Source organism: Synechococcus sp. MIT S9220 (assembly GCF_014304815.1).
GTDB lineage: Bacteria > Cyanobacteriota > Cyanobacteriia > PCC-6307 > Cyanobiaceae > Synechococcus_C.
The window spans coordinates 501,109-515,452 of record NZ_CP047958.1 but is presented as its reverse complement, the minus strand read 5'-3'; the positions used below and the strand labels follow the sequence as shown (position 1 = coordinate 515,452).

The following is a 14,344-nucleotide window of genomic DNA, read 5'->3' as shown; positions in this document are numbered from 1 at the left end:
TCAGTGGAGGTTAGGAGACTCGAACTCCTGACATCCTGCTTGCAAAGCAGGCGCTCTACCAACTGAGCTAAACCCCCAACACCGAATGGGCCATCCTGGACTTGAACCAGGGACCTCACCCTTATCAGGGGTGCGCTCTAACCACCTGAGCTAATGGCCCAGGAAGACTCAACCCTTGTGGGATGTGACCTAGACAAAGTTTAGGAACTGAAAATTTCCATCAAGCAATCCATATCTCTATGTATTCTTGACTTCAAAATTGAGGTACCGATCGACCTAAGGTGACAGGATTTCGGCCTAAGAATTAAGTACTCAGACATCAAAATCATTGTTTGTCTCCCTGTTAGGAGGTGATCCAGCCGCACCTTCCGGTACGGCTACCTTGTTACGACTTCACCCCAGTCATCAGCCCCACCTTCGACGTCCTCCTCCACAAGGGTTGGAGTAACGGCTTCGGGCGTGGCCAACTTCCATGGTGTGACGGGCGGTGTGTACAAGGCCCGGGAACGTATTCACCGCAGTATGCTGACCTGCGATTACTAGCGATTCCTCCTTCACGTAGGCGAGTTGCAGCCTACGATCTGAACTGAGCCACGGTTTATGAGATTTGCTTGTCCTCGCGAACTTGCTGCTCTTTGTCCGTAGCATTGTAGTACGTGTGTAGCCCAGGATGTAAGGGGCATGATGACTTGACGTCATCCACACCTTCCTCCGGTTTATCACCGGCGGTCTCTCTAGAGTGCCCAACTAAATGCTGGCAACTAAAGACGTGGGTTGCGCTCGTTGCGGGACTTAACCCAACATCTCACGACACGAGCTGACGACAGCCATGCACCACCTGTCACTGCGTTCCCGAGGGCACTCTCTCGTTTCCAAGAGATTCGCAGGATGTCAAACCCTGGTAAGGTTCTTCGCGTTGCATCGAATTAAACCACATACTCCACCGCTTGTGCGGGCCCCCGTCAATTCCTTTGAGTTTCACACTTGCGTGCGTACTCCCCAGGCGGAACACTTAACGCGTTGGCTACGACACCGAGGGGGTCGATTCCCCCGACACCTAGTGTTCATCGTTTACGGCCAGGACTACAGGGGTATCTAATCCCTTTCGCTCCCCTGGCTTTCGTCCATGAGCGTCAGTTATGGCCCAGCAGAGCGCCTTCGCCACTGGTGTTCTTCCCGATATCTACGCATTTCACCGCTACACCGGGAATTCCCTCTGCCCCTACCACACTCAAGCCCAACAGTTTCCACTGCCATGATGGAGTTAAGCTCCACGTTTTAACAGCAGACTTGAAAGGCCGCCTGCGGACGCTTTACGCCCAATAATTCCGGATAACGCTTGCCACTCCCGTATTACCGCGGCTGCTGGCACGGAATTAGCCGTGGCTTATTCCTCAAGTACCGTCAGATCTTCTTCCTTGAGAAAAGAGGTTTACAGCCCAGAGGCCTTCATCCCTCACGCGGCGTTGCTCCGTCAGGCTTTCGCCCATTGCGGAAAATTCCCCACTGCTGCCTCCCGTAGGAGTCTGGGCCGTGTCTCAGTCCCAGTGTGGCTGATCATCCTCTCAGACCAGCTACTGATCGATGCCTTGGTGAGCTCTTACCTCACCAACTAGCTAATCAGACGCGGGCTCATCCTCAGGCGAAATTCATTTCACCTCTCGGCATATGGGGTATTAGCGGCCGTTTCCAGCCGTTATCCCCCTCCTGAGGGCAGATTCCCACGCGTTACTCACCCGTCCGCCACTAACCCGAAGGTTCGTTCGACTTGCATGTGTTAAGCACGCCGCCAGCGTTCATCCTGAGCCAGGATCAAACTCTCCGTTGTAGATCAAGTCCTCTTAAAGGCTTTCACCTCTTCAACTTGATTTGCTTTACCCACTCATCAGCACTGGCGCACTGATTGCAGTTAAAACCACCTTCCTCTGACAGAAGGGTTCTTAAGAGTGCACTTAGAATCTCTCCCTCGTGACTTTCCAGGATCTCAGATCCGGTCGTTGCTCCACAACGCGCACACCGACAACATCAAAAGCTCGTGAAAACTTCTAATCTTGTAAGCACGTTGCTTCTTTGCAACTAAAAATTGTTGACGGGACCTCACACTTACATCGCTATATCATCAAGCTCAATCACCAAACCTTTCAGCTCAGCAATCAAAACTCGACGCGATGAAAGCGTCAGTTCCTAAACTTTTCGATTGTCCAGGTTCTGCCGTCGCGTTCCCTCTCAGGAACGGTTGGCGGTGCGGTCTCGCGACCGCTTGTGAAACCTACAACACCGTGGGATCGCTCCCTCTTGGCCTTGTAAGCACCCCTAAACATTACAAGCTCGCGCTCTTCATGCTCAGTGACTGCGCTCCAGGCTTCCGCCTGCCGCGCAGTCCAAAAACATAACTCACAAACACCCCCTGACGCAACTGATCGCATCTCAAGACTTGCTTCCACTGCCGCAATCGAAAGCCAGCACTACGTTTTGGCTACACGCAACGGATCATGGCAGGACGCTTCAGCCAGCAGAACCAGCGTGTCCGACCGAGCTCAAAGGAAGACCAGGTGGTCCAGAAGGCCCGCGAGCACTTCGAGCGAACGCTGATTCCCCTGCGTGGACATTTGGCTGGCAGCGTCGCCGCCCTGGAACATCCCCGTCACGACGAAGCTCTCAACTACGGCGAGATCTTCCTGAGGGACAACGTTCCCGTGATGGTCTACCTGCTGACGCAGAAACGATTCGACATTGTCCGTCAATTCCTGACCATCTGCCTTGACCTGCAGAGCACCACCTACCAGACACGAGGAGTCTTCCCCACCAGCTTCGTGGAAGAGGAAGGACATCTGATTGCGGACTATGGCCAACGCTCCATCGGTCGGATCACCTCAGTCGACGCAAGCCTCTGGTGGCCGGTTCTGTGCTGGATGTACGTGAAGTCCAGTGGAGACGAGGAATTCGCCTCGAGTCAGGCTGTTCAGCGCGGAGTTCAGCTGCTGCTGGACCTTGTGTTGCATCCCACCTTTGAAGGAACTCCGGTGCTGTTCGTGCCGGACTGCGCTTTCATGATTGACCGTCCGATGGACGTCTGGGGTGCACCACTGGAAGTGGAGGTGTTGCTGTACGGATCTCTGCGTTGCTGCACTCAGCTCATGGAGCTGGGACGAAAGCACCACAACAGCAGGCTGCTGGATCAACGACTGGTGCTAACCCGGCAGTGGGTTCACGACCTTCGCCAGTTTCTTCTCAAGCACTACTGGGTCACGAGCAAAACCATGCAGGTGCTGCGTCGCAGACCGACCGAACAATACGGAGACAACCAGCACCAAAACGAATTCAATGTTCAGCCTCAAGTCATTCCTGACTGGCTGCAGGACTGGCTGGAAAACCGTGGGGGCTACCTGATCGGCAACATGCGCACAGGACGTCCGGACTTCCGCTTCTACAGCCTCGGAAATTCACTCGGCTGCCTGTTCGGACTGCTGACGGCCCCACAACAACGTGCACTGTTCCGCTTGACGCTGCACAACCGCGACCACCTAATGGCCGAGATGCCCATGCGCATCTGCCACCCTCCGATGGAAAGCCTTGAGTGGCAAAACAAGACCGGGTCGGATCCGAAGAACTGGCCCTGGAGCTATCACAACGGTGGCCACTGGCCGAGCCTGTTGTGGTTCTTCGGTGGCTCCATCCTTCTGCACGAGCGCCGCCATCCCCATGCCGATGTCCTGCTGATGGGGCAGATGAAAGCACTGCTGGAGGAGTGCTATTGGAGTCATCTCAACCAGTTACCAAGGCAACAGTGGGCTGAATACTTCGATGGCCCAACAGGGACCTGGGTGGGCCAACAGTCGAGGACCTACCAGACCTGGACGATTGTTGGTTTTCTGCTGCTCCACCACTTCCTGCGCGTCAATCCAGATGACGTGATGCTTTTGGACCTTGATGAAGGAGCTGTTCCTGACCCTGCGGATGAGTTTCCTGAAGACAATGATCACGACTGGGATCACCATTAAAAAAGCCCAGCCATAGGGCTGGGCCGATGAGATCCATCTCAGGGAAAATCAGAAGAGTCCCAGGGTCAGAGATTTATCGATGGGCATTGCTGCACCGATACCGAGGTAGATGGTTGTTGCTGTACCGAACAGGAACACAGCCATTGCGACAGGGCGGCGGAAAGGGTTCTGGAACTTGTTGAAGCTCTCGATGAACGGAACCAACATCAGACCGAGAGGAACAAGGGTCTGAAGAGCGATTCCCAGAAGCTTGTTGGGAACAACCCTCAAGATCTGGAAAACGGGATACAAGTACCACTCAGGAAGGATTTCCAGAGGGGTTGCGAAGGGGTCCGCCTTGTCGCCAAGCATGGCGGGATCCAGGACGGCAAGTCCGACAATGCAGGCAATGGTGCCCAGGATCACTACCGGGAAGATGTAGAGCAGGTCGTTCGGCCAGGCAGGTTCGCCGTAATAGTTGTGGCCCATGCCCTTAGCGAGCTTGGCGCGCATTTTGGGATCGTTCAGATCCGGCTTCTTGAGGATGTGCATGGATCAGGGGGTGTTGTTTGAACCTTAAGCAGACCAGGGGGGCTGAACGACAGAGCGCTCAGAGACTGAAACGGATCACAAGGGACCAGAAATACCTTGCTTCCGGATCATCAGGAAGTGCATCAGCATGAACACCGCCAGAAGCCATGGCATCACAAAGGTGTGAAGGCTGTAGAAGCGAGTCAGTGTGGACTGGCCAACACTTTCACCGCCTCGGAGCAGTTCAACCATGAAGTCTCCAACCACTGGGATGGCAGCAGGAACACCTGAAACGATCTTCACAGCCCAGTAGCCGACCTGATCCCAAGGAAGGGAATAGCCCGTCACGCCGAAGGAGACAGTGATCACAGCCATCGTGACGCCGGTGACCCAGGTGAGTTCACGGGGGCGCTTGAAACCGCCAGTGAGATAGACCCGGAACACGTGGAGAATCAGCATCAGCACCATCATCGAGGCACTCCAGCGATGAACCGAACGGATCAACCATCCAAAACTCACATCCGTCATCAGGTACTGGACGGATGTGTAAGCCTCAGCGACCGTGGGTTTGTAGTAGAAGGTCATCGCGAAGCCTGTCGCGAACTGAATCAGGAAACACACAAGTGTGATTCCACCGAGGCAGTAAAAAATGTTGACGTGTGGAGGCACGTACTTGCTGCTGATGTCATCAGCAATGTCCTGAATTTCAAGACGTTCCTGGAACCAGTCGTAGACAGGTGAGGAGTTCGCCATGCAGAGGTGGGCTTGGATTGCGAGAGTCTACCGATGTCGTTCCGGTTGCGGGCAGGGATGAAGCCAATGTTGCCGACTGTTAACGGATGGCCAGATCGTCTGCGACGTCTGGCTTTTGGTTTGGCGAGTGCCATTCTCATCGTTCTGATTGCCAGCCCGCAGGCCCTGGCGCTCAACGATGCGCAGCAACTGGTGGTGGAAAGCTGGCGTCTTGTGAACCAGGGTTATCTGGACCCTGACCAGTTCGATCGGATCCGCTGGAAACGCCTTCGCCAGAAGGCTCTTGAAAACACCATTGAAAGCAGCGAAGAGGCTTACAGCGCCATCGAGGCGATGCTGCTGCCGCTCAATGACCCCTACACCCGCCTGCTGAGACCTGCGGACTACGAGGTAATGAAGGCCAGTAACGAGGGGAACCTCAGCGGCGTTGGCCTGCAGCTCGGTCATCGCCAAGACAGCAATGCAACCGTGGTGATTGCTCCACTGGAAGGGTCCCCCGCAGCTGAAGCCGGCATCGTCAGTGGAACTGAAGTCTTGGCCGTGAATGGAGAGGCTGTCGAGATGCTCGGCCTCGAAACGATCGCGGCACGCCTCCGGGGAGCAGTGGGAACCCAGGTGGTGCTCACCCTGCTGCCACCGCAAGGCGAGCAGCAGGAAATCACTTTGGAACGACGCAACATCGATCTGCGGCCGGTGCGGACAAGGCGGCTGCGCAGTGACACCCACACGCTCGGTTACATCCGGATCACACAGTTCAGCGAAGGCGTGCCCGAACAGGTTCGCGCAGCCATCGACGAGCTCTCCGACAAGAGCGTTGAGGGGCTGGTGCTTGATCTACGCAACAACTCAGGGGGGCTGGTCAGCGCAGGGCTTGAGGTTGCCGATGCATTTCTGGATCAGCAGCCGATCGTGGAGACCCGAAATCGCAGCGGCATCGCCGATCCGATCCAGGCAGGAGCTGAAGTGCTTTACAGCGGACCGATGGTGACGCTGGTCAATGAAGGGACAGCAAGTGCCAGCGAAATCCTTGCGGGCGCACTTCAGGACGATGAACGATCACTGCTGCTAGGCAGCAACACCTTCGGCAAAGGCCTGATTCAGACTCTGACCAACCTCAGTGATGGCAGTGGACTCGCCGTGACGGTGGCGGGCTATGTCACTCCCAGCGGGAGGGACATTCAGGGCGAAGGCATCACTCCAGACAGAATTCTTGACGGACCTGAACCACTGAATCCCGGCGGAGAAGGCGATCGCTGGCTAAGCGACGCCGAACTCGTGCTCCAGTCGATGATTGATCAGGAAGCCAGTCAGGCCAGTCCAGATCCCATGCCGATCACGGATGACGTTGAAGCGGAGCCAACGAGCTGAATGGGCTCCCGCACTTATCACGACCCACTTCATCACGGCATCAGCCTGGACGCCGATCAACCCGCCGAAGCCATGGTGCTCGCGCTGGTGGACTCGGCTCCTTTTCAACGACTGAGGCGTATCCGCCAGCTCGGCCCAGCATTCCTCACGTTTCACGGGGCGGAATCCAGCCGATTCACTCACTCACTGGGTGTCTTTGCCATCGCCCGCCGAGCGATGGGCCGCCTGATTGAGCTCGATCCCTCTCTGAACAAACAAAAGGGTGTGCTTTACGCCGCCGCCCTGCTTCATGACCTTGGCCATGCTCCTCTCAGCCATTCAGGCGAGGAGATGTTTGGCACGCACCACGAACAGTGGTCAGCGCGTGTGATCCGGGAACACCCCGACATTCAGGCCCCCCTCGAACAGTTTTCAACAGGCACAGCTGCCTCGGTGGCCGATCTTCTCGAACATGGTCGTGCAGAACGGGGCGTCATCAAGGCCCTAGTGAGCAGCCAGCTTGACTGCGATCGTCTGGATTACCTCTTGCGCGACAGTTACAGCACAGGGGCCCGATATGGCCAGCTGGATCTTGATCGCATCCTTGGTGCGATCACCCTGGCGCCCGATGGTGAATTAGCCATTCATCCGAAAGGGCTGATGGCGGTGGAGCATTACCTGGTGGTCCGCAGCCTGATGTACCGCAGCGTCTATAACCACCGCCTCAATGTGGTTTGCAATTGGTTGCTAGATCAGTTGATCCGCCAAGCACGACTGCTGGGACCTAGTCGCATCTGGGCTGACCAAACCATGCAGGCTTGGCTGTGGCAGACCCAGGAGCTTGACCTCCACAGTTATCTCGCCAACGACGACCTGCGCACCGGTTATCACTTTCAGCGATGGAGAGAGGAGGCACCGGAGCCGCTTGCCGATCTCTGCGATCGATTCCTCAACCGCCGACTGTTTAAAGCTCTCGATGTCAGCCAGATGGATGCATCAACACAGTTGGAACTGCTGGCTAAAGCGCAGACTTATGCGGCTGCAGCAGGCCTCGACCCTGAAATGTGTTGCGGACTTCGGCACCATCAAATCCGGGGATATCACCCCTATCGAGGTGGATTGCGCCTTTGGGATGGTCAAAGCCTTCAGGCGCTCGAACAGTGCTCGCCACTGGTGAACAGCCTCGCGATTCCCGCGGCATCTGCCTGGTTAATTCACCCGGGAGAGATCACAACCGAACTCCATGTGGCCATGGCCAGCATTCGTTAGGCGGATGATCTCACTAATCTCCGGCCATGACCGCTGAACCAACACCTCAGGTTCCTTACTGCCTCAGGCTGCCGGCGTTCCGGTCCGTGTCCTGGCAGCAATGGCTTCCGGCACAGCTGCCATCTCTCCCTCCAGGTGATCTGGATCTAGACATCGGAGACTGGAGCCTGAGCTGTCGCGATCTAGACGAGCTGCTGCATGCTTTAGATCAGGCTGGCCACGGCGTTCAGCTGCTGATCACGCGCTGCCGCGACACGTTGATCAGCGCAGCGGCACTGGGTTTGTCTGTTCGCGAGGCCAGCAATGTCATTCCCACACGTGAAGGCAGGGATGATCAGCCGAACGCGACCAAAACCATGGTTGACCTCACAGTTCATCGGGGAACCTTGCGGTCCGGTGATCACATCGAAACCCAGGGTCACTTGCTGATCGTGGGTGATGTGAATCCAGGGGGGTCAGCGTCCGCCGAGGGGGATGTCTATGTCTGGGGACGTCTACGAGGCCGGGCTCACGCAGGCAGCAAGGGCAACAGCAACGCCAAGATCGTGGCGTTGCAACTGAGGCCACTTCAGCTGCGGATCGCGGAGCTTGTGGCCCGAGGTCCTGAGGATCGGCCCCAGCCTGGTCTGGCCGAGCAGGCTTGCATTCTCGATGGTGCCATCTCCATCGAGCCAGCCAGTCCGCCCTTTTTGCCTCAGCAAATCTGATCGATTTCAGGCGGACGAGATGAATTAATGCCATTAAGGTGGCGCGATCAAAACGGGACCCCGTGACCAATTCGCGAACGATCCTGATCTGCTCGGGAAAGGGCGGCGTCGGCAAGACCACCCTCACTGCCAATCTCGGCATTGCTCTAGCCGGGCAAGGGGCTCGCACCGTGGTTCTCGATGCGGACTTCGGCCTCAGAAATCTCGATCTGTTGCTTGGACTCGAGAATCGAATCGTGTTCACTGCTCAGGAAGTGCTGGCAGAAACCTGCCGCCTTGATCAGGCCTTGGTGAAGCACAAACAGGAGCCGAACCTGGCACTGCTGCCTGCGGGGAATCCACGCATGCTCGAGTGGTTGAAACCTGAAGACATGCAGACCATTGCTGGAATGCTGTCGGAACGTTTCGACTACGTGCTGATCGATTGCCCCGCAGGCATCGAAGACGGCTTCAAGAACGCCGTGGCAGCAGCGAAGGAAGCGATCGTGATCACGACCCCGGAAGTGTCTGCAGTCAGAGACGCGGATCGCGTGATCGGATTGCTCAACACCCATGGGGTTTCACCCGTTCAGCTCGTGCTGAATCGAGTCAGGCCAAAAATGATGGCCAATCAGGAGATGTTGGCGGTCGATGACGTTACCGACATCCTGGCTCTACCGCTGCTTGGCCTGGTTCTTGAAGATGAACAGGTGATTGTCAGCACCAACCGAGGGGAGCCTCTGACACTCAATGGAAGTGCTTCTCCTGCTGCCAAGGCTTACGGGAACATCGCCCGTCGCCTTCAAGGAGAGGACATCCCACTGATGGACCCTGCGAAGGATGGACGACGGGGAATTCGCGCCAGGGTGCGCCAACTGATGCAAACCAAGATTTTCTGAACGCCATGACCTTGCAAGACTTGATCGACAAAATCCTGCGCCGTCAGCCCGCCAGTGCAACCACTGCACGTGAACGCTTGCAACTGGTTCTGGCTCACGATCGCAGCGACCTGAGCCCTGAAACGCTGGATCAGATGCGACGCGAAATCTTTGAAGTCGTGGCCAAATACGTGGACATTGATCTCGAGGAAGGCGATGTGAGCCTGGAGACCGAAGATCGCGTCACAGCACTCGTGGCCAATCTGCCGATCCGACGTTCAATGGCGACTAGCTCACAAGATTGACGGCACGGCGATTGAGGGGAATCCCAAGAGCAGGACTTCCCTTGATCCATGACGAACTTTCAGCTCACACCAGCCGAAATTGGCGTGCTCAATCTTTTATTGCAGGGCTGCAGCAACCACGCCATCGCTGAAGCACTGGTTCTGAGTGTGCGAACGGTTGAAAGCCATATCAGCAGTTCCCTCAGAAAGACAGGCTGTCGTTCAAGACTGCAGCTCAGTCTCTGGTGGATGCATCAGGTCAGCGCGGATCAGCGGATGTGCGCCGGTAGAGTTCGATCATTGCCGGCTTAGCTCAGTGGTAGAGCAGCGCTTTTGTAAAGCGAAGGTCGTCGGTTCAAATCCGTCAGCCGGCTTCTCGGGACTCAAATACGACTGTTCAGGGCACTCGATCTGAGTCAGTGCGCCCAGCCAGCAACCAGATTCCTACCAAGCCCAACAACAAAGGCAGCACCCTCAGTTCGAACAAGGGCGTGAACCATCGGATCGCAGGCTCCAGCGTCCAGTGAAAGAGGGCCTGGAGCACCAGCACAAGCGCGATCAGCCAGAGCATGGGGGAGATCTCTCAATCACATCAACCATCACAGCGCCCTGGCGCAGGAGTTGCCAGCAACCTGGTGATGTCCAGGCAATCACGGTGCTCGCCAGCCCAGAGGGATCAGGCCAGGGCAAAGGAGTCAGCAACGGCAGATCTGGAAAAGCAATAGCGGCTTCTTCTGCGCTCTGAGTTGGCGGAGCTCCGGAAGCATTGGCACTGGTTGTGGCCAGTGGACCGCTCTGCGCCAGCAGGGCTCGGGTGAGATCACAATCTGGAATGCGCATGCCCAGAGTTGCTTGACCAGGGTTGAGGCGCTGAGTCAGATGCCCCTCCACAGGAAGCACCAGAGTGAGTGCGCCTGGCCAGAAGCGACGGGCCAGCGGTTCAGCATCAACTCTGGCGTCTTCACTGGTGAGTGCCAGTAACTGGTCGGCCTGTGCTGCCATCAGGATCAGTGGTTTGTCCTGCGGACGCTGCTTGAGGGTCCAGATCTGAGCCGCATGGTCAGGAGCAGCAGCAAGAGCTGGCAAGGTATCCGTGGGCAGCAGAGCTGCTCCACCACCCCTGAGATGTTGGGCCAACTCCTTGGCTGACATCAATGGGGACTCATCGTTGGTCATGGGAACGAGCGAGCAACAAGATCCGAGTCAAAGGGGGCGTCTAGCGATTGCAAAACGCTTCACACCGCTGAGATCTGAGCAGGCTCTGGACAACACCAGCCCTGCGGACCTCATCAGGCCAAGCACCTGATCACTCTGGTCGTGATGATGCTCGAGCAGGAGCCATCCGCCTGGAGAGAGCGCCTCAGGAGCCCGTTCCAGGATCGCTCTGCAGCAATCCAAACCATCCTCACCGCCGCACAGCGCCTGCCTGGGTTCATGGTCGCGAACGAGAGGGTCGAGCACCTCCACAACCTCGGAGGGGATATAGGGCGGATTGGCCACAACAAGATCAAACTGTCCCCACCAGCGATCCAGGGGATCCCACCAAGACCCTTGATGCAGCTGCCATGTCCGAGACGTCGTCAAGGCGTTGAGGTTGATCCGCGCCAACTTGAGAGCAGCAGCGCTGAGATCCACAGCATGTCCGTCCCAACCCGGCAGTGCACGAGCGAGGGCAATGGCCAGGGCTCCACTGCCTGTGCCGAGATCTGCCCAGCGACCCGCAGAGGCACAGCCTGCCGTTAGTGGATCCTGCAGACAATCAAGCGCAAAATCAATCAGAAGCTCGGTCTCCTGACGGGGAATCAGTGCGGCTGGGCTGATCTGAAGATCAAGATCGCGCCACGGACAACGTCCGACGAGATGTTGCAACGGAACATGATTTTGAAGATGCACGGCCCAGAGCTTCTCCAGGTCCTGGAGGGTGCTGGCCAGAGAAGCGGTTGACTCAGGCAAGATGCGCAGCCGCTGCAATTCAGCCCAGCTCAGGTTGGCCTCCATCGCCAGAAGCCAGTCGAGATCAACAGCCCGCCCGCCACGCAGCAACTGTCGGCGACGCCAAGCCAGCAACTCCTGTCCTGAGCACGAGGCGGACTCCATGAAATCAACCTAGAGCGAGCGCCAGCGCAGCCCTGGCTGCGCCACCACCAAACCCTCCAACTCAAGCTTCAGCAGCTCCGCTGCAACACGTTCAGGATTGGATTGAAGTGCTTGCACCATCTCGTCGAAGCTGGAATCGTCATCCACCAGCTTCAGTAAATGGGTTTGCACAGGGTCGGAAGTTTGAGGCTTCTTTGACTGCAACGCAGAGGCATCACCCTGCCTAAAAGAAGACACACAAGGGCCTGCCCCAAGTTGATCCATCAAAGTCTGCGTGTTGATCAGCGGCAGCGCCCCCGACTGCAGCAACGCATTGCTGCCTTGAGACGATTCCCGCAGAGCATCGCCTGGAACAACCCAGACCGGGATACCCAAAGAACGCGCCATCGCTGCCGAACGCAGCGCCCCACTGTTTTCTGGACATTCCACCACCACAACAGCCTTGGTCACAGCAACGAGCAAGCGGTTGCGCAGAGCAAAACTGGATCGTGTGACGCACTCGGAATCACGGAGCTCAGTGATCAGCAAGCCAGCCTGCGCGACCTCGTGCTGCAAAGCGCGATGCTCAGGCGGATAAACACGATGCAGCGGCGTTCCAAGCACCGCGACGGGACTGCCGCCAGCCTGAAGACAGGCTCGATGTGCAGCTGCATCAATGCCCTCAGCCAGACCGCTGACCACAGGCCAATGAGCCTGGGCAAGGGCTCGACCCAATTTGTCCGCCATCCGAAGGCCGTGGTTAGAAGGCCTTCTCGTGCCGACAACCGCAACCGCTTGCTGCAATGAGAGCAAGGACAAAAGACGTCGACGTCCACGCCACTGAATCGACAAAGGTGGGCGCTCCAACCTCTCAAAGCCAGCGGGCCACTCAGGATCACAAGGCAACAAAACATCGACAGGAACCTCGATGCAAGGTCGCAGGCCGATGCTGGCTCGATAACGCTCGAGCGAAGACAGCACCGACGCCGGCCATGCGAACTCCTTGTGCAATTTCGAGAGAGGCCAACTCCAGAGCTCCTGAAAACCTTGAGGGGCCTGAGCGGCGGCAGAACAGAGCTGGCGCATTCGGGCTGACCCAATCCCAGGACACTGCAACCACAACCACCGCCAGGAGCGCTCCGACACGCCATCATTACTAGTACAAAAATACTATCAAAACCCTTCTTTTGGTCCGTCGACGAGAGCGCGAAATGCATCCGCCACTGCTTCGGGCGGATGACGCAAAACCCTTCGGACCGGATGCACGCTCACCAGGGCAAGCTCCACGGAAGCTTCAGCCACGCAGACACTATTTTTGATAAATCGGGTCGACCAGGGCCAGCGAACACCCTGGGGAGCACTGGAGACACTGATCAGCTCCACCTCATCCCCAAGCATCAGCGCTTCCCGATAGCGGATCTGTAGCTGAACAACGGGCATTTCCAGGCCGACTGAGGCCATCGCTTCATAGGGATAGCCCGTTACGGATAGCGCCTCCACCCGAGCCTCCTCAAGCCATCCCACATAGGCCCCATGCCACATCACACCGCCATGGTCTGTGTGCTGTGGCAGCACTCGTTTGACCAGGCGCCAGGGATGCCTAGTAACGCTCTCATTCACCATCCGAACTGGACACTCCAATCGGCCATAGGCTGCTGCATAGGCTGAAACTTCGCCGTGTTCAAGAACCTTTTGATCGCCGATTCAGGCAAAGGCCATGTCGGTGAAATGATCAACATGCTGCGTGACCTGCCGGCCTTTCAGGCAGCCAGGATCAACCTGCTGCATGTGGTCCCGGAACAGACCATGGCAGCAACGCAACAGCACTGGGAAAGTGCCGGCAGCCTTCTGGCTGAATCCGTGGAGAGACTGGGACTCAATCCACAGGACGTGAATTCAATCATTCGCCAGGGGGACGCCAAGCAGACCGTTCTCAGCGTGGCGGATGAACTGAACGTGGACCTGATCGTGATGGGATCACGAGGTCTTGGCCGGCTCCGGTCGATCCTGGCCAACAGCGCGAGCCAGTACGTCTTTCAACTGTCGACCCGGCCGATGTTGCTAGTCCGAGACGATCTTTATATCCGTCATATCAACCGTGTTCTGGTCACCATCGATGGCACGGGAGTCGGCGACGACGCCCTCAAGCTGGCCTGCGAAATGGTGCGAGAGATTCCAGGAGGACAACTGACCGGCGTTCACGTGGCGCGCCAAGACCCCACACCATCACGAGGAGCAGCCAGCAAAAGCGATACCTACCTCGACCGCGCCGTCCAGAGAGCTCGCAAGCTGGGGGTAGAACTCAAGCCCTTGCACGTGACCGACTCAGACATCGGCAAAGGGGTGTGCATGGCAGCCGAGACGGTCAACGCTGATCTGGTCGTGTTGGCCTCTCAAGACCGTCGTCCTCTGGTGGCGAGAGGACTCGTTGACCTCGACAAACTGCTGGGAGGTTCAGTGAGCGATTACATCCGAGTTCATGCCCCTGCCCCAGTGCTTCTCGTGAGAGAACCGGAACAGCGGTGATGACTAGGGAGCTG

Annotated in this window: 15 protein-coding genes, 3 tRNA genes and 1 rRNA gene; 9 read left to right on the top strand and 10 right to left on the bottom strand. The window is 57.2% G+C overall.

The features are described 5' to 3' along the window. Positions 1–4 precede the first annotated feature (4 nt). The 3 genes from SynMITS9220_RS02650 to SynMITS9220_RS02640 all read right to left on the bottom strand — a co-directional run bounded on the left by SynMITS9220_RS02650 (position 5) and on the right by SynMITS9220_RS02640 (position 1,828). Positions 5–77 (bottom strand) — tRNA-Ala (locus tag SynMITS9220_RS02650). Positions 78–86: 9 nt separating this feature from the next. Continuing rightward, positions 87–160, bottom strand: a tRNA-Ile gene (locus SynMITS9220_RS02645). Between the two features lie 183 nt (positions 161–343). Further along, positions 344–1,828, bottom strand: a 16S ribosomal RNA gene (locus SynMITS9220_RS02640). Positions 1,829–2,492: 664 nt separating this feature from the next. On the opposite strand from SynMITS9220_RS02640, the gene SynMITS9220_RS02635 reads away from it, so the two are divergent. Next, the gene (locus SynMITS9220_RS02635; RefSeq protein WP_115124812.1) at positions 2,493–4,001 is read left to right on the top strand and encodes a glycoside hydrolase 100 family protein; all 1,509 of its coding nucleotides are present in this window, start codon (positions 2,493–2,495) and stop codon (positions 3,999–4,001) included. A gap of 48 nt (positions 4,002–4,049) precedes the next feature. Here SynMITS9220_RS02635 and petD read toward each other — a convergent pair whose 3' ends face one another. Both petD and petB read right to left on the bottom strand, forming a co-directional pair. Further along, positions 4,050–4,532 (bottom strand): cytochrome b6-f complex subunit IV, encoded by a 483-nt coding sequence (petD, locus tag SynMITS9220_RS02630; RefSeq protein WP_067095562.1) that lies wholly within the window; start codon positions 4,530–4,532, stop codon positions 4,050–4,052. A gap of 75 nt (positions 4,533–4,607) precedes the next feature. After that, on the bottom strand, positions 4,608–5,264 hold the full coding sequence (petB, locus tag SynMITS9220_RS02625) for a cytochrome b6 (RefSeq protein ID WP_007100534.1): 657 nt from the start codon (positions 5,262–5,264) through the stop codon (positions 4,608–4,610). A gap of 66 nt (positions 5,265–5,330) precedes the next feature. Between petB and ctpZ the strand changes: the two genes are divergently transcribed. The 7 genes from ctpZ (at position 5,331) to SynMITS9220_RS02590 (ending at position 10,102) form a co-directional block, all read left to right on the top strand. Then, complete coding sequence (ctpZ, locus tag SynMITS9220_RS02620) at positions 5,331–6,632, top strand: carboxyl-terminal processing protease CtpZ (protein ID WP_186990515.1); 1,302 nt, start codon at positions 5,331–5,333, stop codon at positions 6,630–6,632. Then, on the top strand, positions 6,633–7,880 hold the full coding sequence (locus SynMITS9220_RS02615; protein WP_186990513.1) for an HD domain-containing protein: 1,248 nt from the start codon (positions 6,633–6,635) through the stop codon (positions 7,878–7,880). A gap of 26 nt (positions 7,881–7,906) precedes the next feature. After that, on the top strand, positions 7,907–8,587 hold the full coding sequence (minC, locus tag SynMITS9220_RS02610; protein WP_186990511.1) for a septum site-determining protein MinC: 681 nt from the start codon (positions 7,907–7,909) through the stop codon (positions 8,585–8,587). 62 nt (positions 8,588–8,649) lie between these two features. Continuing rightward, on the top strand, positions 8,650–9,465 hold the full coding sequence (minD, locus tag SynMITS9220_RS02605; RefSeq protein WP_067095549.1) for a septum site-determining protein MinD: 816 nt from the start codon (positions 8,650–8,652) through the stop codon (positions 9,463–9,465). Between the two features lie 5 nt (positions 9,466–9,470). Next, entirely contained in the window at positions 9,471–9,749 is a 279-nt protein-coding gene (minE, locus tag SynMITS9220_RS02600; protein ID WP_067095546.1) for a cell division topological specificity factor MinE, read from the top strand. Positions 9,750–9,797: 48 nt separating this feature from the next. Then, a complete protein-coding gene (locus tag SynMITS9220_RS02595; protein WP_115124815.1) occupies positions 9,798–10,040 on the top strand; it encodes a response regulator transcription factor in 243 nt (80 codons plus the stop codon). Further along, positions 10,031–10,102: transfer RNA gene (locus SynMITS9220_RS02590), tRNA-Thr, on the top strand. The genes SynMITS9220_RS02595 and SynMITS9220_RS02590 overlap by 10 nt, the downstream gene beginning before the upstream one ends. A 23-nt stretch (positions 10,103–10,125) precedes the next feature. On the opposite strand, the gene SynMITS9220_RS02585 is transcribed toward SynMITS9220_RS02590, so the two are convergent. The 5 genes from SynMITS9220_RS02585 to SynMITS9220_RS02565 form a co-directional block, all read right to left on the bottom strand. Beyond that, on the bottom strand, positions 10,126–10,299 hold the full coding sequence (locus tag SynMITS9220_RS02585; RefSeq protein ID WP_170951729.1) for a hypothetical protein: 174 nt from the start codon (positions 10,297–10,299) through the stop codon (positions 10,126–10,128). Beyond that, positions 10,287–10,904: an L-threonylcarbamoyladenylate synthase gene (locus SynMITS9220_RS02580; RefSeq protein WP_186990509.1), complete on the bottom strand. Its 618-nt coding sequence runs from the start codon at positions 10,902–10,904 to the stop codon at positions 10,287–10,289. Before SynMITS9220_RS02580 ends, SynMITS9220_RS02585 begins: the two co-directional genes overlap by 13 nt. Before the next feature lie 27 nt (positions 10,905–10,931). Further along, positions 10,932–11,825 carry a peptide chain release factor N(5)-glutamine methyltransferase gene (gene prmC, locus SynMITS9220_RS02575; protein ID WP_186990507.1) on the bottom strand — a complete coding sequence of 298 codons (894 nt, stop codon included), beginning with the start codon at positions 11,823–11,825 and terminating at the stop codon, positions 10,932–10,934. Between the two features lie 9 nt (positions 11,826–11,834). Then, positions 11,835–12,890, bottom strand: a complete 1,056-nt coding sequence (locus SynMITS9220_RS02570; RefSeq protein ID WP_186990505.1) for a DNA-processing protein DprA — start codon at positions 12,888–12,890, stop codon at positions 11,835–11,837. Positions 12,891–12,977: 87 nt separating this feature from the next. After that, positions 12,978–13,427 (bottom strand): thioesterase family protein, encoded by a 450-nt coding sequence (locus tag SynMITS9220_RS02565; RefSeq protein ID WP_186990503.1) that lies wholly within the window; start codon positions 13,425–13,427, stop codon positions 12,978–12,980. Positions 13,428–13,481: 54 nt separating this feature from the next. Between SynMITS9220_RS02565 and SynMITS9220_RS02560 the strand changes: the two genes are divergently transcribed. Beyond that, positions 13,482–14,330 carry a universal stress protein gene (locus tag SynMITS9220_RS02560; RefSeq protein ID WP_186990501.1) on the top strand — a complete coding sequence of 283 codons (849 nt, stop codon included), beginning with the start codon at positions 13,482–13,484 and terminating at the stop codon, positions 14,328–14,330. Positions 14,331–14,344: the final 14 nt, after the last annotated feature.